At 72.5% G+C, this 21,730-nt stretch carries 18 protein-coding genes; 12 read left to right on the top strand and 6 right to left on the bottom strand.

What is annotated here, in order from left to right; translation table 11 throughout:
• Positions 1-168 precede the first annotated feature (168 nt).
• From JAO84_RS12380 to JAO84_RS12370, 3 genes are all read left to right on the top strand, one after another.
• Positions 169-1,248: an N-acetylmuramoyl-L-alanine amidase gene (locus tag JAO84_RS12380; protein WP_370412920.1), complete on the top strand. Its 1,080-nt coding sequence runs from the start codon at positions 169-171 to the stop codon at positions 1,246-1,248.
• Between the two features lie 261 nt (positions 1,249-1,509).
• Complete coding sequence (locus tag JAO84_RS12375; RefSeq protein ID WP_370412919.1) at positions 1,510-2,376, top strand: DUF2690 domain-containing protein; 867 nt, start codon at positions 1,510-1,512, stop codon at positions 2,374-2,376.
• A gap of 280 nt (positions 2,377-2,656) precedes the next feature.
• Positions 2,657-3,109 carry a peptidoglycan-binding protein gene (locus JAO84_RS12370; protein WP_370412918.1) on the top strand — a complete coding sequence of 151 codons (453 nt, stop codon included), beginning with the start codon at positions 2,657-2,659 and terminating at the stop codon, positions 3,107-3,109.
• 8 nt (positions 3,110-3,117) lie between these two features.
• Here JAO84_RS12370 and JAO84_RS12365 read toward each other — a convergent pair whose 3' ends face one another.
• Together JAO84_RS12365 and JAO84_RS12360 are read right to left on the bottom strand one after the other, a co-directional pair.
• Entirely contained in the window at positions 3,118-4,938 is a 1,821-nt protein-coding gene (locus JAO84_RS12365) for a glycoside hydrolase family 3 protein (protein WP_370412916.1), read from the bottom strand.
• 178 nt (positions 4,939-5,116) lie between these two features.
• Complete coding sequence (locus JAO84_RS12360) at positions 5,117-6,028, bottom strand: LysR family transcriptional regulator (protein WP_370412915.1); 912 nt, start codon at positions 6,026-6,028, stop codon at positions 5,117-5,119.
• 91 nt (positions 6,029-6,119) lie between these two features.
• On the opposite strand from JAO84_RS12360, the gene JAO84_RS12355 reads away from it, so the two are divergent.
• Genes JAO84_RS12355 through JAO84_RS12345 form a run of 3 tightly spaced genes read left to right on the top strand, consistent with a single transcriptional unit; the run spans position 6,120 to position 8,366 of the window.
• Positions 6,120-7,037: an EamA family transporter gene (locus JAO84_RS12355; RefSeq protein WP_370412914.1), complete on the top strand. Its 918-nt coding sequence runs from the start codon at positions 6,120-6,122 to the stop codon at positions 7,035-7,037.
• Complete coding sequence (locus tag JAO84_RS12350; protein ID WP_370412913.1) at positions 7,034-7,753, top strand: hypothetical protein; 720 nt, start codon at positions 7,034-7,036, stop codon at positions 7,751-7,753. The genes JAO84_RS12355 and JAO84_RS12350 overlap by 4 nt, the downstream gene beginning before the upstream one ends.
• Positions 7,754-7,793: 40 nt before the next feature.
• Positions 7,794-8,366 (top strand): AAA family ATPase, encoded by a 573-nt coding sequence (locus JAO84_RS12345; RefSeq protein ID WP_370412912.1) that lies wholly within the window; start codon positions 7,794-7,796, stop codon positions 8,364-8,366.
• A gap of 19 nt (positions 8,367-8,385) precedes the next feature.
• Here the strand turns inward: JAO84_RS12345 and JAO84_RS12340 are convergent, their stop codons facing one another.
• Positions 8,386-9,429 (bottom strand): LacI family DNA-binding transcriptional regulator, encoded by a 1,044-nt coding sequence (locus tag JAO84_RS12340; RefSeq protein ID WP_370412911.1) that lies wholly within the window; start codon positions 9,427-9,429, stop codon positions 8,386-8,388.
• A gap of 172 nt (positions 9,430-9,601) precedes the next feature.
• Between JAO84_RS12340 and JAO84_RS12335 the strand changes: the two genes are divergently transcribed.
• The 5 genes from JAO84_RS12335 to JAO84_RS12315 all read left to right on the top strand — a co-directional run bounded on the left by JAO84_RS12335 (position 9,602) and on the right by JAO84_RS12315 (position 16,463).
• Positions 9,602-10,726 (top strand): Gfo/Idh/MocA family protein, encoded by a 1,125-nt coding sequence (locus JAO84_RS12335; protein ID WP_370416736.1) that lies wholly within the window; start codon positions 9,602-9,604, stop codon positions 10,724-10,726.
• The gene (locus JAO84_RS12330) at positions 10,723-11,874 is read left to right on the top strand and encodes a dihydrodipicolinate synthase family protein (RefSeq protein ID WP_370412910.1); all 1,152 of its coding nucleotides are present in this window, start codon (positions 10,723-10,725) and stop codon (positions 11,872-11,874) included. The genes JAO84_RS12335 and JAO84_RS12330 overlap by 4 nt, the downstream gene beginning before the upstream one ends.
• Before the next feature lie 26 nt (positions 11,875-11,900).
• Positions 11,901-12,674, top strand: a complete 774-nt coding sequence (locus JAO84_RS12325; protein ID WP_370416735.1) for a sugar phosphate isomerase/epimerase family protein — start codon at positions 11,901-11,903, stop codon at positions 12,672-12,674.
• 94 nt (positions 12,675-12,768) lie between these two features.
• Positions 12,769-14,994 (top strand): ATP-dependent RecD-like DNA helicase, encoded by a 2,226-nt coding sequence (locus JAO84_RS12320; RefSeq protein WP_370412909.1) that lies wholly within the window; start codon positions 12,769-12,771, stop codon positions 14,992-14,994.
• A gap of 179 nt (positions 14,995-15,173) precedes the next feature.
• Positions 15,174-16,463 carry a citrate synthase gene (locus JAO84_RS12315; RefSeq protein ID WP_265862607.1) on the top strand — a complete coding sequence of 430 codons (1,290 nt, stop codon included), beginning with the start codon at positions 15,174-15,176 and terminating at the stop codon, positions 16,461-16,463.
• A gap of 430 nt (positions 16,464-16,893) precedes the next feature.
• Here the strand turns inward: JAO84_RS12315 and JAO84_RS12310 are convergent, their stop codons facing one another.
• Both JAO84_RS12310 and JAO84_RS12305 read right to left on the bottom strand, forming a co-directional pair.
• On the bottom strand, positions 16,894-19,146 hold the full coding sequence (locus JAO84_RS12310) for a heavy metal translocating P-type ATPase (RefSeq protein ID WP_370412908.1): 2,253 nt from the start codon (positions 19,144-19,146) through the stop codon (positions 16,894-16,896).
• 87 nt (positions 19,147-19,233) lie between these two features.
• Positions 19,234-19,548, bottom strand: coding sequence for a heavy-metal-associated domain-containing protein (locus JAO84_RS12305; RefSeq protein WP_370412907.1), 315 nt, complete (start codon positions 19,546-19,548; stop codon positions 19,234-19,236).
• 179 nt (positions 19,549-19,727) lie between these two features.
• Here JAO84_RS12305 and JAO84_RS12300 point away from each other — a divergent pair, with 179 nt between their 5' ends.
• Positions 19,728-20,981 carry a cation:proton antiporter gene (locus JAO84_RS12300; protein WP_370412906.1) on the top strand — a complete coding sequence of 418 codons (1,254 nt, stop codon included), beginning with the start codon at positions 19,728-19,730 and terminating at the stop codon, positions 20,979-20,981.
• On the opposite strand, the gene JAO84_RS12295 is transcribed toward JAO84_RS12300, so the two are convergent.
• Positions 20,959-21,633 (bottom strand): TetR/AcrR family transcriptional regulator, encoded by a 675-nt coding sequence (locus JAO84_RS12295; protein WP_370412905.1) that lies wholly within the window; start codon positions 21,631-21,633, stop codon positions 20,959-20,961. The two genes, JAO84_RS12300 and JAO84_RS12295, sit on opposite strands and share 23 nt — an antisense overlap.
• Between the last annotated feature and the right edge of the window lie 97 nt (positions 21,634-21,730).

Genomic DNA, 21,730 nt, shown 5'->3' with positions numbered 1-21,730 from the left:
GACCTCACTGACGCATCGCTTCCGACGACACCCGTCCCGTGCCGTCTCACGGTCCCGTGGGACGGCACGGGACGCCGGGACGGGCGTTGCGGCTTGTCCTGGCGGCTCGTCAGTTCCTAGCGTCGAACCACCACTTTCCGAAGGCCCGACGGAACGGAACGGACTCACATGACCACGCCGACGGCACGACCGCCGCTGCTCCGCCGACGTTCCCTGCTGGCCGGCGCGCTGTCCCTGGGGGCGGCGCTGACCACGCTGGGCACGGCGGCCGGCCGGGCGCGAGCCGCCGACGGACCCCTGATCTCCGGCTGCGAGGCCTGGGGCGCGCGGCCGCCCAAGAGCCCCGTGAAGGTGTTCGCGGCCCGGCCGCAGAAGATCATCGTGCACCACACGGCGACCGCCAACGTGGCCGAGTACGGACAGGACCGCGCGTTCGCGCTGGCCCGCGCGATGCAGACGTACCAGATGGACACGGAGGGCTGGATCGACACCGGGCAGCACTTCACCGTCAGCCGGGGCGCGTACGTCACCGAGGGCCGGCACGGCAGCCTGGCCGCCCTCGACAGCGGCGCGCAGACCGTCGAGGCCGCGCACTGCACCGGCCAGAACACGGTGGCCGTCGGCATCGAGAACGAGGGCACGTACGTCACGGAGGAGCCCCGCCCCGAGCAGTACGCGGCGCTCGTCGACCTCTGCACCCGGATCTGCCTCCAGTACGGGCTCCAGCCGTACCAGATCTACGGGCACCGGGACTTCAACAACACCCAGTGCCCCGGCGACCGCCTCTACGCGCTGCTGCCCCAGCTGCGCGCGGACGTGGCCGCCCGGACCGGCGGCGACCCGACCGCCCCGGTGTGGCCGGTGCTGCGCACGGGCGACGTGAACGAGCGGGTGCGCGTGCTGCAGTGCCTCCTCGTCCAGCGCGGGGCGGCGATCACGCCGGACGGCTCCTTCGGGCCGGCGACCGACGGCGCGGTGCGCGCGTTCCAGAAGCTGATCGGAGCCGGTGTCGACGGGGTGGCGGGGAACCAGACCTGGAACCAGCTGTGCGCGCCGGTCGCGCAGGGCGCGGCCGGGGAGGCGGTGAAGGCGGTGCAGAGCCGGCTCACCGCCCTCGGCTTCGCGACGACGGCGGACGGCCTTTTCGGGCCCGGCACCGCGGCCCGGGTGGCGGCGTTCCAGGAGTCCCGCGCGCTGCCGCAGGACGGCGTCGTGGACGCGCGGACCTGGAGCCGGCTGCTCGCCTGACCCATGTGCCCGCAGGCGGCGAGAAGCCTGCGCCGACCGAGACCCCCCGGGAGCGACACTCCCGGGGGGTCACAGTCATGAGCACGCCACTTTCGTGGCTGATACTGTTCCCGCCGGCCGAGGGCCGGGGGACGGAAACAGGCACGAGACATGGGGAGTCACGTGATGGCTGGGGGAACAGGGGCGGGCGGCGGCGCCGACGCTCCGAGAGACGGCGCTCCGAGAGACGGTGACATCCCGCGAGGTGACCTCTTCGCCGAGATGCGCCGGATCAAGGACGCGTCGCAGCTGAGCTACAACCGCCTGGCGGACAAGACGCACTACAGCCGCTCCTCCTGGGAGCGCTTCCTCAACGGAAAACAGGTCCCGGCCCGGATCGCAGTCGAGGAGTTCGCGGCCGCGGCCAGGACCGATCCCGGGCCCCTGCTCGCGCTCCTCGACCAGGCCGTCGTACGCGAGGAGGCGGCGGCGGAGACGCCGGCCGAGGAGCCCGCGGCCAGGACCGCGGAGCGCCCGCGACCGGAGTCGGTGCCGGAGCCGGTGCCGGGGCCGGGTGCGCCCGGACCGGAAGAAGGCGCTCCGGCACGGCGGTTCGCCTGGCCCCGGATCCTGACCACGGCGGCCGGCGTCGTCGCGGGCGCCGCCCTCGGCAGCCTCCTGACGGTCCTCCTCATCGAACCGGCCGACGCGGGCACCCCCGGGGCGAAGGGCTCGCCCTCGACCACGGCCTCGGCCACGCCCGCCGCGCAGACCCGCCCGAGCGGTCCGATCAAGGTCGGCTGCAAGAGCGACACCTGCCTGGACCGCGAGCCGCAGGCGGAGGACTGCCAGTGGGACGCGAAGACGGTGCGCCAGACCTTCCTGCGCGGCATGCGCATCCAACTCCGCTACAGCGAGGCCTGCCAGGCGGTGTGGGGGCGGATCGAGAACGGCAACATCGGGGACACGGTCATGATCCGGGACAAGCGCAGCTCGTCCGACGAGGCCACGATCCGGATGGAGCACGACACGTACACGCGGATGCTTGCCGTCACCCCGGACGCGCCCTGGGAGACCATCACCATCTGCGGGGCGATCCCCGCCCAGAAGGAACAGGAGTGCTCCCCGCTGGGCGAGATCAAGCCCTGACCTGAAGAGGGACAACGCGGGAAGCAGGACGGGACGGCGTGCGGGACACCCCCGGGACGGTACGAGACGGGTCCCGCCCGCCGGAGAAGGCCCAGCCCCCGCGGGCCCGGGGCCTTCCCGGACCGCCCGTGGGAGGGCGTTCGGGGCGGTCCGGAGGGCCCTGCGGCGGCCGGCGGCGCGCTGCTAGCTTTCGGCCCGCCGTCGTCCGCCGGTCCGCCGGTCCGCCGACACGGCCGACGTCCGACGTCCGAAGTCCATGACTCCCCGGGGGGACCCACCCATGAAGCTGCAGCGCACCCTCGCATCGCTCGGCGCGGTCGCCGCGCTCACGCTCGGCGTACTCACCACTGGTTCGGCGTCGGCGAGCGCCGCCATGCCCCGCTGTACCGATTACGACACCTACCACGACGCCGCCGACTACTACGCGAAGATCCCGACCGATGCCGCGGGAAGCAACTTCTGCGCGATGGGCCGCGGCGCCTCCGGTGAGCAGGTCCGCTGGCTGCAGGAGACCCTGTGGCAGTGCTACGGCCAGAACATCGTGTCCGACGGCCAGTTCGGTCCGGCGACCGAGTCCGCCCTCAAGCGGGTCCAGTCCGCCCTCAAGATCTCCGCCGACGGCGTCTACGGTCCGCAGACCCGTGACGCGCTCAAGTGGAACTGGGTCCTCTTCGAGACCGGCGGGGACCGGTGCCTCCGCCTGACGGAGGCCCCGGGCCCGCTCCGCTCGTAGTCCGCCGGTCAGCGGTACGAGAGTCCGTACCCCACCGGGTAAAGCACCTTCGCCGGGTCGGCCGCGTCCTGCACCGGGACCGGAAGCCGGCCCTGCGGCTCGGCCCGGCCCGCCAGGACCCGTACGGCGGCGCGCAGTTCGACGTCCGTCCAGGAGTAGGCGGCGAGCGTGGCCCGCTGGCCGGTGGTCCGCGCCACGTCGTACGGATTGCGGATGGCGATCGTGACCACCGGCACTCCGGTCGCGACGAGCCGGGCGACCAGCGTGCGCTGGGTGCTGGTCGCCGTCAGGTTGTACGTGCCGACCACGACCAGGTCCTGGCCGGCCGCGGCGGCCACCGCCTCGTCGATCTTCGCGGCGGTCGGGGCCGTCCCGGTCGGCACCACCGTGGGGGTGAAGCCGAGTTCGTTCAGGGCACCGGCCACGGTGCCGGTCGGCGGGCCCGTGGTGCCGGACGGCGAGGCCGGGTCGGCGCCCACCACCAGGACCTTGGGGTGACTGCGCCGGCTGACCGGCAGGAAGCCGCCCTCGTTGACCAGCAGCGTGGTGGTCCGCTCGGCGATCCGGTCGGCGTGCGCGAGGTGGGCCGGGGTGCCGACCGTGCGGTCGACGCCGGCGTCGCTGACGTACGGCTCCTTGAACAGGCCGAGTCTGGCCTTGAGGCGCAGGATCCGCAGGATCGATTCGTCGAGCCGGGCCTCGGTCAGCTCGCCGTTCTTCACGGCGGCGAGCACCGCGTGCCAGGCGACGGAGAGGTCCGGCGGGTTGAGCAGCTGGTCCACGCCCGCCTTCAGCGCGAGCACGGGGACGCGCTCGTCGCCGTACTTCGTCCGCACGCCCTCCATGCCGAGCGCGTCGGTGACCACCACACCGTCGTAGCCGAGCTGTTCGCGCAGGATGCCGGTGAGGATCGGCCGGGACAGCGTCGCCGGGTCCTCGCTCGGGTCGAGCGCGGGCACCACGATGTGCGCCGTCATGATCGAGTCGATGCCGGCGGCGATCGCCGCACGGAACGGCGGGGCGTCGAGCTCGGCCCACTGCTCGCGGGTGTGGGTGATGGTCGGCAGGCCGTAGTGGCTGTCGGTGGCCGTGTCGCCGTGCCCCGGGAAGTGCTTGGAGGTCGCCGCGACCCCGCCCTGCTGGTAGCCCTTGACCTGCGCGGCGACCATCGCGGCCACCGCCGCCGGGTCGGCGCCGAAGGACCGTACGCCGATCACCGGGTTGGCCGGGTTGACGTTGACGTCGGCGACCGGCGCGTAGTTCTGCCGGATGCCGACGGCGGCCAGTTCGGCGCCCGCGATCTGCGCCGCCTTGCGGGCGTCGGAGTGCGAACCGCCCGCGCCCAGCGCCATCGCGCCCGGCATCAGGGTGGCCGGCTCGCCGACCCGGCAGACGATGCCGTGCTCCTGGTCGGTGGAGATGAGCAGCGGGAGCGGGGTCGGCTGCGCGAGCCCGGCCCGCTGGATGCCGTTGGACAGGTCGGCGATCTGGTGCGGGTCGCGGGTGTTGTGCGCCCAGGCGAAGTAGATGATCCCGCCGACGTGATAGCGCTCGATCAGCTCGGCGGCCGTGCGGACGCCGATCTCCTTGAGGTTGGCGTCGACGTCGACCTGGTCGGGGGCGGTGGCGGAGTGGCCGTAGACCCGCATGACGAAGAGCTGGCCGACTTTCTCCTCCAGGGACATCCGGGAGAGGAGCGTGCGCAGCTTGTCGTCGGAGATCCGCTGCTCGTCGGCGAGAGCCGCGGTCGCGGTCACGCCCGTGACGGCGGCGGCCGCCGCGGCGGCGGTGACGGTGAGGACGGTGCGTCGGGAGGGGGCCGGGGGCACTGGTGCTCCTTCCGTGAAGGAAACTTCCAAGGTGACACGGATATCCGGAAACTAACTGCCAGGTCAAGGATCCGCGCAGGAATGACGCCCCGTCACCCGAGCAGCGTCCGCCGCCGGGACGGCGTAGGCCACCAGGGCGGCGTCGGGACGGCGTCCTTCGCCGGGGCGGCGCCGCCCGTCACCCGGCCGCCGCGATCTCCGGCCACACCTCCTGCAGGGTCCGCACCGTCTCCGTGATCGCCGGCCGCCGGGCCGCCCCGGTCCGCCACAGCGCCCACAGCCGCCGCATCGGGATCGGGTCGAGCCGCAGCGCCACCACCTCCGGCGGCAGGGTGCCGCGGCCGAGCCGCGGTACGAGCGCGATGCCGAGCCCGGCCGCCACCAGCGCCACCTGGGTGTGGTTCTCCTCGGCCTGATGGGCGATCAGCGGCTCGTAACCGGTCGCCCGCAGCGTCCGGATCAGCCAGTCGTGACACACCGTCCCCGGCGGCTGGGTGATCCACCGCTCCTGGCTCAGCTCCTCGCGCCGCACCCCGTCCCGGCCCGCCAGCGGATGCTCGCGCGGCACCAGGATGTCGCACAGGTCGTCGCCGATCACCGCCTGCTCCACCCCCGGCGGTACGGGCAGCGGCGCGATGTCCCAGTCGTGCGCCACGGCCAGGTCGAGCACGCCCCGCCCCACCAGGTCCACCGAGAGATGCGGGTCCACCTCGGACAGGCGGGCGTCGAGCGCCGGATGGCGGCGGGCCAGATCGGCGAGCGCCCGGGGCATCAGACCGCGCGCCGCGCTGGCGAAGCAGCCGATCCGCAGCCGCCCCGCGGGCAGCCCGCGCCGCTCCTCCAGACGTACCTCCGCCTCCTCCACGAGCGCGAGCAACCGCTCGGCGGTGTCGGCCAGTTGGCGGGCCTCGTCGGTCAGCCGGACGCCCCGGCCGCTGCGTTCGAGCAGGGTCGTGCGGGTCTCCCGCTCCAGCTTGGCGATCTGCTGCGAGACCGCCGAGGGCGTGTAGCCGAGCGCGGTGGCCGCCGCGCCGACCGTGCCGTGCACGGCGACGGCGTGCAGCGCGCGCAGACGTCCCAGATCGAGCACGTCGACGACCCCTTTCTGTAGCAGTGCTTCATCCAATCATGAAGGAATCCGTGCTGGTGCTACATGGTCCGCGCGGGCGATGCTCGTCCCCATGCGCCCCGCTCATGTAGCCCTCGCCGCCCTGGTCGCCGCCGTCTGGGGAGTCAACTTCGTCGTCATCGAGATCGGCCTCGACCACTTCCCGCCGCTGCTCTTCTCCGCCCTCCGCTTCCTCGTCGCCGCCCTGCCCGCCGTCTTCTTCGTCGGCCGCCCGAAGGTCGCCTGGAAGTGGATCGTGGGGGTCGGACTCGCCCTCGGCGTCGCCAAGTTCGGACTGCTCTTCACCGGCATGAGCCTCGGCGCCCCGGCCGGCCTCTCCTCCCTGATCCTGCAGGTCCAGGCGGTCTTCACGGCCCTCTTCGCCTTCCTCGCGCTCGGCGAGCGGCCCGGCGGGGTCAAGGTGCTCGGCATGGGCGTCGCGCTCGCCGGCATCGGCGTCGCCGCCGTCGACGAGGGCACCTCCGGACCGCTCACCGGCTTCGTCCTGGTGATCGCGGCCGCCGTCTGCTGGGGCGTCTCCAACGTCCTCACCCGCAAGGCCGCCCCGCCCGACCCGCTCAACTTCATGGTCTGGGTCAGCACCGTCCCCGTACTCCCGCTGCTCGCCCTCTCCCTCCTCCTCGAAGGCCCCGACCGCGACCTGGCGGCGCTGCGCGGTCTCGACTGGACCGGCGCCGGCGTCATCGTCTACGTCGCCTGGATCACCACCGTCTTCGGCTTCGGCGCCTGGGGCTGGCTGCTCCGCCGCCACCCGGCCTCCTCCGTGGCCCCCTTCTCCCTCCTCGTCCCCGTCTTCGGCATGTCCTCCGCCGCCCTCTTCCTCGGCGAACCGGTCAGCCCGCTGCGCTGGTGCGCCGCCGCGCTGCTCGTCGGGGGAGTGGCCCTGACCTCCTTCCAGCGCCGCAAGGCCGCGCCGGAGCCGGCGGCTAGGGTGCTGGTGCAGACGTCGAACGGGGGAACCGCACCATGACCTACCCGCCCCAGCAGCCGGGACCGTACGGATACCAGCAGCCGTACCCGCCTCAGCAACCTCAGGCGTACGGGCAGGGGTACGGGCAGGGGCACGGGCACGGGTACGGCTGCGAGGTGTGCGGGGCGCAGCCCGCCGCGCCGGTCACCGTCCGGGCCCACCAGGGCATGGTCGTCATCATGCGCACACTCACCCGGCGCGGCGTGTACTGCCGCACCTGCGGTCTCGCGATCTACCGGAAGATGACCTCCGAGACCCTGGTCACCGGCTGGTGGGGCCTGTTCTCCTTCTTCGTCACCCCGTTCATCGTGCTCGGCAACGTCTTCGGCGCCCGCGCCGCCCTCAACCGGATGCCCGAGCCGTACGGTGCCCAGCGGCCGCCGCTCGACCCGGGCCGGCGCGTGCTTCGCCGGGCGCCCGCGATGCTGGTGCTCACCCCGTTCGCGCTCGTCGCGGCGGCGATCCCGACGCTGTTCCTCATCGGACTGTTCGCGGGGGACGGCAAGGGCGAGAAGGCCGCGTTCTCGGTCGGCGACTGCGTCCGCAACGAGGCGGAGTGGCCCGAGCAGCAGCTGGAGAAGGTGGACTGCGGCTCGCCGCTCGCCGAGTACCGCGTCCTGGACGAGCCGACCTGCGGACCGACGGACCATCTGCTGCGGGCCGAATATTCCATGGATGCGCCGGGGAAGCCCGGCTACTGTGTCACGCCCCTGTGACCGGTCCCCGTGACCCGTACCGTCCGCTGAAAGAGCGTGCATGACCTTCGAGAACGTCGTCGTCGACAGCCCCGAACCCGCACCCGGCGCCGTCCTGTTGGCCGGCATCCCGGGCAGCGGCAAGAGCACCGTCGCGGCGGCCCTCGCGGCCCGGTTCGCGCGGGCCGCGCACATCGAGGTCGACCACCTCCAGGAGCTCATCGTCAGCGGCGGCCACTGGCCGAGCCCGGACGGCGACGCCGAGGCCGACCGGCAGATCCTGCTGCGGGCCCGGCACGCCTGTCTGCTCGCCGACAGCTTCGTCGCGGCCGGCTTCCTGCCCGTCCTCGACGACGTGGTGGTCCGCCGCTCCCACCTCGACTTCTACCGCGCCCGGGCGAGGGCGCCGCTGCACGTGGTCATCCTGGCCCCGGGCCCGGACAGGGCCTGGGAGCGCAACAACGCCCGTCACAAGCGCCTGACGACCAACTGGGGCTGGCTCGACGAGGCCATGCGCGAGGAACTGTCCGGCGAGGGCGTCTGGATCGACAACGCGGAGCAGACGGTCGAGCAGACCGTCGACGCCGTCCTCGCCGCCACGGGCCTCGACGCCACCGTCCCGGGCACCGCCTGACGCCCGTCACCCCTTACGGTCACCCCTTCGGCGGCGCCGTCGACCCCCGTACCACCAGCTCCGCCGGGATCGTCGAGGGCTCGCCCGCCGGCGGCTCCTCCGCGCCGAGCGCGATCCGCCCGGCCCGCGCGCCCGCCTCGTGCAGCGGGAGCCGTACGGTCGTGAGCGCGGGCACCGCGTCGACCGAGAAGGGCAGGTCGTCGAAGCCGGCCACCGAGACGTCGCCCGGGATGCTCAGGCCCCGGTCGCGCAGCGCCGCGCAGACGCCGAGCGCGACCGTGTCGTTGGCGGCGACGACCGCCGTCAGGTCCGGGGCGCGGGACAGGAGTTCGGAGGTCACCTCGTAGCCGGACGGGCGGTCGTAGCGGCCGTGCACGGTCGGGCCCTCCGCGACCCCGGCCGCCGCGAGCGCCGCCCGGTGGCCCTCCAGGCGGTGCCGGGTGGTGGTGCGGTTCTCCGGGCCCGCGACGTAACCGATCCGCCGGTGCCCGAGCGACAGCAGGTACTCGGTGAGCCGCTGCGCCCCGGTCCGGTTGTCGAAGGCGAGCGTGGCGGCCGACACCCCCTCCAGCGGGGGCCGCCCGCACAGCACCACCCGGGTGCCGGCCTCGGTGAGCCGGGCCAGCTTCGCGCTCACCGCCGCCAGGTGCTCCGGGTCCTCCAGGGAGCCGCCGGTGAGGATCACGGCGGCGGCGCGCTGCCGCTGGAGCAGGGTGAGATAGGTGAGTTCGCGCTCCGGGTCGCCGCCGGTGTTGCACACCACGGCCAGTTTCTCGCCGCCGGCCCGCCCCGCGCCCGGCGCGCCGATGGCGCCCTGCGCGGCCCCGGCCATGATCCCGAAGAAGGGGTCGGCGATGTCGTTGACGAGGATGCCGACCAGGTCGGAGGTGGCGGCGGCGAGGGAGCTGGCCGGTCCGTTCGGTACGTAGTCGAGCTCGTCCACCGCGCGCAGCACCCGCTCTCGGGTGGCGGCGGCGACCGGGTAGTTGCCGTTCAGGACGCGGGAGACGGTCGCGGGGGAGACCTGTGCGCGGGCTGCCACGTCCGCCAGGGTGACGGTCATCGCGTGCGTACCTCCAGGGCCCTTGTCGGCAGTGATGTCGGCAGGCTAGCGTCATACGTCGTAGAAAGCGCTTTCTATCTTTCCTCCGTTTCCATCCCCGCCGCTCCCCGCCCCCTCCGGGAGGAACACCCCCGTGACACCCCGCACCGCCCGCCGCACCGTCCGCATCGCCATGAACGGCGTCACCGGCCGCATGGGATACCGCCAGCACCTCGTCCGCTCGATCCTCGCCCTGCGCGAGCAGGGCGGACTCGACCTCGGCGACGGCCAGGTCCTGTGGCCGGAACCGGTCCTCGTCGGCCGCCGCGAGCCCGCGCTGCGCGCGCTCGCCGAGCGGCACGGGCTGACCGAGTGGTCCACCGACCTCGACGCGGTCCTCGCCGACGACTCGATCGACATCTACTTCGACGCGCAGGTCACCTCCGCCCGCGTCGCCGCGCTGACCAAGGCCATCGCCGCCGGCAAGCACGTCTACACCGAGAAGCCCACCGCCGGTGACCTGGCCGGCGCCCTCGAACTCGCCCGCCTGGCCCAGGAGAAGGGCATCCGGCACGGCGTCGTCCAGGACAAGCTGTTCCTGCCGGGCCTGCGCAAGCTGAAGCGGCTGATCGACGGCGGCTTCTTCGGCGAGATCCTGTCCGTGCGCGGCGAGTTCGGCTACTGGGTCTTCGAGGGCGACTGGCAGGAGGCGCAGCGCCCCAGCTGGAACTACCGCGCGGAGGACGGCGGCGGCATCGTCGTCGACATGTTCCCGCACTGGGAGTACGTGCTCCACGAGCTGTTCGGCCGGGTCACCTCCGTCACCGCCGCCGTCGCCACCCATGTGCCGCGCCGCTGGGACGAGCGGGGCAAGCCGTACGAGGCGACCGCCGACGACGCCGCGTACGGCATCTTCCAGCTGGCGGGCGGCGCCATCGCGCAGATCAACTCCTCCTGGGCGGTCCGGGTGCACCGCGACGAGCTCGTCGAGTTCCAGGTCGACGGGACGCACGGCTCCGCCGTCGCCGGCCTGCGCGGCTGCCGGATCCAGCACCGCGCCGCCACCCCGAAGCCCGTGTGGAACCCGGACATCCCGGCGACCGAGCCGTTCCGCGAGCAGTGGCAGGAGGTGCCGGACAACGCCGAGTTCGACAACGGCTTCAAGGCCCAGTGGGAGCTGTTCCTGCGGCACGTCGTGCTCGGCGAGCCGTACCACTGGGACCTGCTCGCGGGCGCGCGCGGTGTGCAGCTCGCCGAGCTCGGCCTGCGCTCGGCTGCGGAGGGCCGCCGGATCGAGGTCCCAGAGGTCGCGCTGTGATCGCCCTTCCCCTGCCGGGCGGCGGCACGCGCGCGTACACCCCCCGTACCGAGCCGCTCGCGCTCACCGGGGCCGGTCCGCTGGTCTCCCGTACGGTCTTCTCCGCCGCGCACGTCGTCGCCGACCCGTACGCCGACACCACCCCCGACGGCCCGGCCGCCCTCGACTGGGACGCCACCCTCGCCTTCCGCCGCCACCTGTGGTCCCACGGGCTCGGCGTCGCCGAGGCGATGGACACCGCGCAGCGCGGCATGGGCCTGGACTGGGCGGGCGCGGCCGAGCTGATCCGCCGCAGCGCCGCCGAGGCGAAGGCGGTGGGCGGCCCGATCGCGTGCGGGGTCGGCACCGACCAACTCACCGGCCCGGCCACTCTTACGGAGATCCACGCGGCGTACGAGGAACAGCTCGCCGTCGTCGAGGAGTCGGGCGCCCAGGCGATCCTCATGGCCTCCCGGGCCCTCGCGGCCACCGCGACCGGCCCCGAGGACTACCTGGAGGTTTACGGGCAGCTGCTGCGCCAGGCCGCCGAGCCGGTGATCCTGCACTGGCTGGGCCCGATGTTCGACCCGGCCCTGGCGGGCTACTGGGGGTCGGCGGACCTGGACGCGGCGACGGAGGTGTTCCTCGAAGTCATCGCCGCGCACCCGGACAAGGTCGACGGCATCAAGGTCTCGCTGCTCGACGCGGGCCGCGAGGTCGCGCTGCGCCGCCGGCTGCCGGACGGGGTCCGCTGCTACACGGGCGACGACTTCCACTACCCCGAACTGATCGCGGGCGACACCCACGGTTTCAGCCACGCCCTGCTCGGGATCTTCGACCCGCTGGGTCCGCTGGCGGCGGAGGCGGTCCGGGTGCTCGACACGGGCGACACGGCAGGCTTCCGCGCCGCCCTCGACCCGACGGTGGAACTCTCCCGCCATCTCTTCGAGACCCCCACCCGCTTCTACAAGACGGGGGTGGTCTTCCTCGCCTGGCTGGCCGGCCACCAGGAGCACTTCACGATGGCGGGCGGCCTGCAGTCCGCCCGCTCCCTGCCCCACCTCGCCCAGGCGTACGAACTCGCCGACGGCCTCGGCCTGTTCCCCGACCCGGCCCGTGCGGAGTCCCGGATGCGTTCGCTCCTCACCGTGTACGGAGTCGCCCAGTGAACCTCGACCGCTTCGGCATCAACCAGATGACGGTGAAGCAGCTCGCCCTTCCCGACCTGGTCGCGGAGTGCGTCCGGCTCGGGATCCCGGGCGTGGGCCTGTGGCGCGAACCCGTCCAGGAGTACGGCATCGAGGCGACCGCGGCCCTGGTGCGGGACGCGGGGCTCGCCGTCACCACGCTGTGCCGGGGCGGATTCTTCACCGGCGACGGCTGGGAGGCGGAGAACCGCGCGGCGATCGACGAGGCCGCGGTCCTCGGCACCGACACCCTCGTCCTGGTCTCCGGCGGCCTCACCCCGGCCTGCCCGGACCTCCCCGCCGCCCGGGCCCGGATCACCGAGGCGATCGGCGCGCTCGCCCCGTACGCGGGGGAGCAGGGCGTCCGCCTGGCCATCGAGCCCCTCCACCCCATGTACGCCTCCGACCGGTGCGCGGTCTCCACCCTGGACCAGGCCCTGGAGATCGCCGAGCACTTCCCGGCCGACCAGGTGGGCGTCACGGTCGACACGTACCACCTCTGGTGGGACGACCGCGCCCCGGCCGCCGTCGCCCGCGCGGGCGCGGCCGGCCGCATCCACTCCTTCCAGCTCGCCGACTGGACCACCCCCCTCCCGGCCGGCGTCCTCAACGGCCGCGGCCAGCTCGGCACCGGCGCGATCGACCTCCCCGCCTGGGCGGCCCTGGTCGAGAAGGCGGGCTACACGGGCCCCGTGGAGGTCGAACTCTTCAACGACGCCCTGTGGGCGCGGGACGGCGTGGAGGTCCTGGAGGAGACGCTGGAGGCGTTCCTGGCGGTGTGAGTCCCGGGCAGGGCGGGCGTTGTCCACAGGTGCGCGCATCCGCGTTGTCCACAGGCCCGCCCCGGTTGTCCGAGGGCTTCGCTACCTTCGGGTCATGTCCAGCGAAGTGCGCAGTCTCGCGGTGCTCGAAGGGGTCCTGGAGCGGATCACCTATGCCAACGAGGAGTCCGGGTACACGGTGGCCCGGGTCGACACCGGGCGCGGGTCCGGGGACCTGCTGACGGTCGTCGGGGCGCTGCTCGGGGCGCAGCCGGGGGAGTCGCTGCGGATGCAGGGGCGGTGGGGCTCGCACCCGCAGTACGGGCGGCAGTTCACCGTGGAGAACTACACGACGGTGCTGCCCGCCACCGTCCAGGGCATCCGCCGCTATCTCGGCTCGGGCCTCATCAAGGGCATCGGGCCGCGCATCGCCGAGCGGATCGTGGACCACTTCGGCACCGACACCCTGGACGTCATCGAGACCGCGCCGAAGCGCCTGATCGAGGTGCCGGGGCTCGGGCCGAAGCGGACGAGGCTGATCGGCGCCGCCTGGGAGGAGCAGAAGGCGATCAAGGAGGTGATGGTCTTCCTCCAGGGCGTCGGGGTGTCCACCTCCATCGCGGTGCGGATCTACAAGAAGTACGGGGACTCCTCGATCGGCGTCGTGAAGAACCAGCCCTACCGGCTCGCCGCCGACGTCTGGGGCATCGGCTTCCTCACCGCCGACCGGATCGCCCAGGCCGTCGGCATCCCCCACGACAGCCCGGACCGGGTGCGGGCGGGCCTGCAGTATGCGCTGTCGCAGTCCACCGACCAGGGGCACTGCTTCCTGCCCGAGGAGCGCCTGATCTCCGACGCGGTGAAGCTGCTCCAGGTCGACACCGGTCTGGTCATCGAGTGCCTCGGCGAGCTCGCCGAGGACCCGGAGGGGGTCGTACGGGAGAAGGTGCCCGGCCCCGAGGGGCTGCCGGTCACCGGGGTGTTCCTGGTGCCGTTCCACCGGGCCGAGCTGTCCCTCGCCGGGCAGCTGCGCCGGCTGCTCACCGCCGAGGAGGACCGGCTGCCCGCCTTCCGGGACGTCGCCTGGGACCGGGCCCTCGCCTGGCTGGCGGAGCGGACCGGGGCCTCGCTCGCGCCGGAGCAGGAGGAGGCGGTCCGCCTCGCCCTGACCCGTAAGGTCGCGGTCCTCACCGGCGGACCGGGCTGCGGCAAGTCCTTCACGGTCCGCTCGATCGTGGAGCTGGCCCGCGCCAAGCGGGCCAAGGTGGTGCTCGCCGCGCCCACCGGCCGCGCCGCGAAGCGGCTCGCGGAGCTGACCGGCGCCGAGGCCTCGACCGTGCACCGGCTCCTGGAGCTGAAGCCCGGCGGCGACGCCGCGTACGACCGGGACAAGCCGCTGGACGCCGATCTGGTCGTGGTCGACGAGGCCTCGATGCTGGACCTGCTGCTCGCCAACAAGCTGGTCAAGGCGGTGGCCCCGGGGGCCCATCTGCTCCTCGTCGGGGACGTGGACCAGCTGCCCTCGGTCGGCGCGGGCGAGGTGCTCGGCGATCTGCTCGCCCCGGGCAGCCCGATCCCGGCGGTCCGGCTCACCCGGATCTTCCGCCAGGCCCAGCAGTCCGGCGTGGTCACCAACGCACACCGGATCAACGCGGGCGAGCAGCCCGTCACCACCGGCCTGCCGGACTTCTTCCTGTTCGCCGAGGAGGAGACCGAGGACGCCGCCCGGGTCGCGGTGGAGGTCGCCGCCCGCCGGATTCCCGCCAAATTCGGCCTCGACCCGAGGCGGGACGTCCAGGTCCTCGCCCCCATGCACCGGGGCCCGGCCGGCGCCGGCTCGCTCAACGGGCTGCTCCAGCAGACGATCACCCCGGCCCGCCCCGACCTCCCGGAGAAGCGCTTCGGCGGCCGCGTCTTCCGGGTCGGCGACAAGGTCACCCAGATCCGCAACAACTACGAGAAGGGCGCCAACGGCGTCTTCAACGGCACCGTGGGCGTCGTCACCGCCCTCGACCCCGTCGAGCAGCGGCTCGTCGTGCGCACCGACGAGGACGAGGAGGTGCCGTACGACTTCGACGAGCTGGACGAGCTGGCCCATGCCTACGCTGTGACCATCCATCGCTCGCAGGGCAGCGAGTATCCGGCGGTGGTGATTCCGGTCACCACCAGCGCCTGGATGATGCTCCAGCGGAATCTGCTCTACACGGCCGTCACCCGCGCCCGGAAGCTCGTGGTCCTGGTCGGCTCGCGCAAGGCGATCGCCCAGGCGGTGCGCACGGTTTCGGCCGGGCGCCGCTTTACCGCACTCGCCCATCGGCTCGCAGGCGGCACTCTCGTGTGAAAGATCACGGAGGACTACCGGAACCGGGGCGAAGGGGGCAGGATAAGCAGGTTGGCGGCACTGAGTGCCGCCGAATGGCCCAATGAGCGACCCCGAGTGCACTCTCCACAGCCAAATGGGGGATGGTAGAGACAGTCAGGGCACCTCGAAGAAGAGGCACTACGTCGGTGAGGGATGACGTGAGCGACAACTCTGTAGTACTGCGGTACGCGGACGGTGAATACACCTACCCGGTGGTCGAGAGCACCGTCGGCGACAAGGGCTTCGACATCGGGAAGCTCCGAGCCCAGACCGGTCTGGTCACCCTGGACAGCGGATACGGCAACACCGCCGCCTACAAATCCGCCATCACCTACCTCGATGGTGAGCAGGGCATCCTGCGGTACCGCGGCTACCCCATCGAGCAGCTGGCCGAGCAGTCCACCTTCCTGGAGGTGGCGTACCTGCTGATCAACGGCGAGCTGCCGAAGGCGGACGAGCTCTCCGTCTTCCAGAACGAGATCACCCAGCACACGCTGGTCCACGAGGACGTCAAGAACTTCTTCCGCGGCTTCCCGCGGGACGCCCACCCGATGGCGATGCTGTCCTCCGTGGTGTCCGCGCTGTCCACCTTCTACCAGGACAGCCACAACCCGTTCGACGAGAAGCAGCGCCACCTGTCGACGATCCGGCTGCTCGCCAAGCTGCCGACGATCGCGGCCTACGCGTACAAGAAGTCGATCGGTCACCCGTTCGTCTACCCGCGTAACGACCTCGGCTACGTCGAGAACTTCCTGCGCATGACCTTCTCGGTCCCGGCCCAGGAGTACGACCTGGACCCGGTCGTGGTCTCGGCGCTCGACAAGCTGCTGATCCTGCACGCGGACCACGAGCAGAACTGTTCGACCTCCACCGTCCGGCTGGTCGGCTCCTCGCAGGCGAACATGTTCGCCTCGATCTCGGCCGGCATCTCGGCCCTGTGGGGCCCCCTGCACGGTGGCGCCAACCAGTCCGTCCTGGAGATGCTCGAGGGCATCCAGGCCAACGGCGGCGACGTCGACTCCTTCATCCGCAAGGTGAAGAACAAGGAGGACGGCGTCCGCCTGATGGGCTTCGGCCACCGGGTGTACAAGTCCTTCGACCCGCGCGCCAAGATCATCAAGGCGGCGGCGCACGACGTCCTGTCGGCCCTCGGCAAGTCCGACGAGCTGCTCGACATCGCGCTCAAGCTGGAGGAGCACGCGCTCTCCGACGACTACTTCGTCTCGCGCAACCTCTACCCGAACGTGGACTTCTACACGGGTCTCATCTACCGCGCGATGGGCTTCCCGACCGAGATGTTCACGGTCCTCTTCGCCCTCGGCCGCCTCCCGGGCTGGATCGCCCAGTGGCACGAGATGATCAAGGAGCCGGGTTCCCGCATCGGCCGCCCGCGCCAGATCTACACCGGCGAGGTCCTGCGCGACTTCGTCCCGGTCGAGTCCCGCTGACCGACTCCCGGGCCACGACGCCGTAGGTACGCCGTACGTGCGGCGTCGTCAGTGCGTCGTAAGCGGAAGCGCCCCGCCGCCGATCCCCCCACGGGTCGGCGAACGGGGCGCTTCCCATATCCCCGGTGCGGATTCCCCCCACGGGATCCGGGCCGGGCGTCTGCTCGCGCGGTCTGCCGGGGAACGTACGTACGGGAGGGCCGCTCAAAGCTCCCCGGTGCACGTGCCCCGGCCGCGCTTGCCTGGAGACGTCCCCCAAGACATCTCCGTGAACGTCCCCCAAGACGTTCTTGGCATCGCCCACTTAGACTCGCGAACAGCCCAGATGGTTACCCCCCAATATCTGTGATCTAGATCTCTTTGTGAAGGTCCTGTGCATCACGTGTAGGTGAATTCGCGTGATCACCCGCTGTACGGGGGCCCCGGGGGGTCAGCGGAAGCGGCGCAGCCGCAGGCTGTTGGTCACCACGAAGACCGACGAGAAGGCCATCGCGAGCCCGGCGATCATCGGGTTGAGAAGGCCCGCCGCCGCCAGCGGCAGCGCGGCCACGTTGTAGCCGAAGGCCCAGCCCAGGTTCCCCTTGATCGTCGCGAGGGTGCTCCGGGAGAGCCGGATCGCGTCGGCCGCGACCCGCAGATCGCCCCGTACGAGCGTGAGGTCGCTCGCCTCGATGGCGGCGTCCGTGCCGGTGCCCATCGCCAGGCCCAGATCGGCCGTGGCCAGGGCCGCCGCGTCGTTCACGCCGTCGCCGACCATGGCCACCGTGCGGCCCTCGGCCTGAAGGCCCCTGACCACCTCGACCTTGTCCTGCGGCAGCACCTCGGCGATCACCTCGTCGATGCCGACCTCCGCCGCCACCCGCTCGGCCACCGTCCGGGTGTCGCCGGTGAGCAGCACCGGCCGCAGCCCGAGGCCGCGCAGCCGGGCCACCGCCTCGGCGCTGGTCTCCTTGACCGCGTCGGCGACCGTCAGGGTGCCCCGGGCCCGCCCGTCCCAGGCCACGTGGACCACGCCGGGGGCGGCCCGGTCCGGGACCTCGATCTCCTCGGCGGCGAGCAGCGCGGCCCGCCCGACCAGGACCAGGTGTCCGTCGACCGAGCCGCGCACGCCGAGGCCGGGGACGTTCTCGAAGGACTTCGGTACGGGCAGCTCGCCGACCCGCGCGGCGGCGCCGGCCGCGACGGCGCGGGCGACCGGGTGCTCGGAGGAGTGCTCCAGGGCGCCCGCGAGCCGCAGCAGCTCGGCCTCGTCGGTGCGGTCGGCGCCGTAGGCGCCCCCGTACACATGCACCCCGGTCAGCTCCATCCGGCCGGTGGTGACCGTGCCGGTCTTGTCGAGGACGACCGTGTCGACCCGGCGGGTGGACTCCAGGACCTCCGGGCCCTTGATGAGGATGCCGAGCTGCGCGCCGCGCCCGGTGCCGACCATGAGCGCGGTCGGGGTGGCGAGGCCGAGCGCGCACGGGCAGGCGATGATCAGCACGGCGACGGCGGCCGTGAAGGCGGCCGTGGTGTCGCTCGTGACGAGCAGCCAGCCGACCAGGGTGCCGAGCGCGATGAGCAGCACCACGGGCACGAAGACGGCGGAGATCCGGTCGGCGAGCCGCTGCACCTCGGCCTTGCCGTTCTGGGCGTCCTCGACGAGCTTCGCCATCCGGGCCAGCTGGGTGTCGGCGCCGACCCGGGTGGCCTCGACGACCAGCCGGCCGGAGACGTTGACGCACCCGCCGGTGACGGTGTCGCCGGGCGCCACGTCGACCGGCACGGACTCGCCGGTGAGCATCGAGGCGTCCACGGCGGAGGTGCCGTCGGTCACGGTGCCGTCGGTGGCGATCTTCTCCCCGGGGCGTACGACGAAGCGGTCGCCGACCGCGAGCGCACCGACCGGGACCCGTACCTCGGCCCCGCCCCGTAGGACGGCGACGTCCTTGGCACCGAGCCGCAGCAGCGCGTGCAGGGCCGCGCCGGCCTTCCGCTTGGCGCGGGCCTCCAGATAGCGGCCGAGCAGGAGGAAGGTGATGACGCCGGCGGCGACCTCCAGATAGATGGTGGAGGCGGCGTGGTCGCGGGAGACGGTGAGGTCGAAGTCGTGGCGCAGGCCGGGCATCCCGGCGTCGCCGAGGAAGAGCGCCCACAGCGACCAGCCGAAGGCGGCGACGGTGCCGAGCGAGACCAGGGTGTCCATGGTGGCGGCGCCGTGCCGCAGATTGGTCCAGGTGGCCCGGTGGAAGGGCAGTCCGCCCCAGACGACGACGGGGGCGGCGAGGGTGAGCGAGAGCCACTGCCAGTTGTCGAACTGCAGGGCCGGGACCATCGAGAGCAGGACGACGGGGAGGGAGAGGACGGCGGAGACGGTGAGCCGTTGGCGGAGCGAGGCGAGCTCGGGGTCCTCCTGATCCCGGACTTCGGAACCTTCGGCTTCGGTTTCCGGCTCCGGCCCGGGCTCCGGCTCGGGCGGCGGGGGCTCCTCGGCGGTGTAGCCGGTCTTGACGACGGTGGCGATCAGATCTGCGACCGGGATGTCCGTAGCGTGTTCGACGCGCGCCTTCTCGGTGGCGTAGTTGACGGTCGCTGTCACGCCCTCCATCCGGTTGAGCTTCTTCTCGACCCGGGCGGCGCAGGACGCGCAGGTCATGCCGCCGATCGTGAGCTCGGTGACGGTGGAGGTCGTGAGCGGTTCCATGGAGTTCCCAACAGGAGCAGGGCCGTACGTAGTCACCGTACGACCCTGCGGGGGTGCTGCGGAGGGCCGGTGGTCCCGGCCCTGATGTCAGGCCTGGCCGACGAGCTCGTAGCCGGCCTCGTCGACGGCGGCGCGGACGGCCTCCTCGTCGAGCGGGGCGGCGGAGACGACGGTGACCTTGCCGGTGGCGGCGACGGCGGTGACCGAGGCCACGCCGGCGATCTCGGAGATCTCGCTCGACACCGCGCCCTCGCAGTGGCCGCAGGTCATGCCCTTGACCTCGTAGACGGTGGTGATGCCGTCGGCCTGGGCCGCGTCCGCCGCGCCGTCCTGACAGCCGCCGGTGGAGGAGCAGCAGGAGGCGGTCGCCTGGGGGAGTTCGGTCCGGGTCTCGGCGGTCATGGCGTTCTCCTCTTCGAGGGGTGTGTACTCACCCCCCACTGTACCCCTAGGGGGTATGGATGCGAGCGGGGGTCCGGGTGGAGGTCGGGGCGAGGGCTCGGGCAGGGTTCGATCGCGCCGGACCCTCACTTTCCTCCGCGTACCCGGTGATTGGCCGGAGCTTATGGTATTCACCCCGTATGTCGCATTCGGGGACCACGCTGATCCTGATCATGGCGATCGCCGTCCTGGCGCCGCTGCTCGCCTACGGGGCCGCCCGCCGGCTCCCCGTGCCCCTCGTCATCTTCGAGATCCTGCTCGGCATCCTCGTCGGCCCCGACGTCCTGGACTGGGCGAGGACCGACGCCCTCATCGACGGGCTCTCGCAGCTCGGCCTCACCATGCTGATCTTTCTCGCGGGGTACGAGATCGAGTTCGACAAGGTCCGCGGCGACACCCTCAAGCGCTCCCTGAGTGCCTGGGGCATCGCCCTGGTCCTCGGCCTCGCGGCGGGCGTGCTGCTCGGCGGCGGCTACACGAAGGGCGTGTTCATCGGGGTCGCGCTCACCAGCACCGCGCTCGGCACCGTGCTGCCCGTGCTGCGCGACTCCGGCGGACTGCACGGGCGCTTCGGCTCGGTCGTCATGGCCTTCGGCGCGGTGGGCGAGTTCGGGCCGATCATCGCCATGGCGCTGCTCCTGAGCGGCCGCCGGCCCGCCGAGTCGGCCGCCCTGCTCGCCGTCTTCGCCGCGCTCACCGCGGGCGCCGTGTTCTGGGCGATGCGGCCGCGCCGGCCGTGGTTCTCCGACATCATCGTGCGCACCCTGGACAGCAGCGGGCAGTTCGCGCTCCGCTTCGTCTTCCTGCTGCTCGCCGTGATGCTGGGCGCCTCCACGGCGCTCGGCCTGGACGTGCTGCTCGGCGCCTTCGCCGCCGGGATGATCACCCGGCTGCTGCTCGCCGGGGCCGCCCCGGAGTACGGGCCGCGGATCCTGGAGAAGGTCGAGGCGGTCGGCTTCGGCTTCCTCGTCCCCGTCTTCTTCGTCGTCACCGGCATCGAGTTCGACCTCGACTCGCTGCTCTCCGGCGGCCGTACGCTGCTGCTCCTGCCGCTCTTCCTCGCGCTGTTCCTGGTGGTGCGGGGCGGGCCGATCTGGTTCCTGGCCCCGCGCGACCTCGGCCGGCGCGACCGGAGCGGGCTCGTGCTCTACGGCTCCACGGCGCTGCCGCTGGTCGTCGCCATCACCACCATCGGCGTGGACGACAAGACGCTGACGGCGGGCGAGGCGGCGGCGCTCGTCGGGGCGGGCATGGTGTCGGTCCTTGTCTTCCCGCTGCTCGCGCTGGAACTGCGGGCGGGCGCGGAGTCCCCGTCCAGGCCTGAGGCCGCGTCCGAGCCCGAGTCCGCGTCCGAGTCCGCCTCCGAGCGGATCACGGGCTCGGAGTCGTGGTGAGCCGCTGGTCCGCGAGGGGCGGGGCGAGGTAGCGCAGCAGGACCGTCTTCAGCTCGGTGATCACCGCCTCCCGCTCCGGCCCCTCGGGCGCGGCGAGCACGAGCGCGAGCCCCGACTTCACGATGGCGAAGATCATGTCGGCCATCCGGGCGCGCTGGGCGGGTTCGGTGCCGGGCAGGTAGTGGGCCATCAGCTCGCCGACCCGGGCGAGCATCGAGGCGTGCAGGGCGTCGTGCTCCTCGGCGATCCGGCCGGGGATCTCGGAGCCGTGCATGAGCGCGAGGAAGACCGGGTGCTGGCAGTTGAACTCGATCAGCGGGTCGAGGACGGCGTCCACGAGCTGGGGGATCGGCAGCCCCAGGTTCGCGGGGGTGAAGGCCTGGCCATGGGCGGCCCGCATCTCGGAGAGCAGCCGGTCGCCCAGCTCCAGGGCGATGGCCTCCTTGTTCGGGAAGTACTGGTAGAGCGTGCCGGGCGAGACGCTCGCCTCGCGGGCGATCGCGTTGGTGCTCGCCGCCGTGTAGCCCTTGGCGCAGAAGACGTCCGCGGCGGCCTGGAGCAGCTGGGCGATCCGGCGTTCGCCGCGGGCCTGGCGCCGGCGCGGCTTCGTTTCCTCGGGCGCGGTCCCGGGGGTCTCCTCGTCCTCGGACATGGCTGTCCACAGCCTCCTCAACACGTTTGACAAACACGAGAGGTCGCTCGCATTCTTGAAAAACGCGAGCGATGTCTCGTGTTTGCCAGCCTATGGC

This window comes from Streptomyces fradiae (assembly GCF_041270065.1).
Lineage (GTDB): Bacteria > Actinomycetota > Actinomycetes > Streptomycetales > Streptomycetaceae > Streptomyces.
Note: the sequence above shows the minus strand (reverse complement) of the source record. Positions and strands in the feature narration are given on the sequence as shown.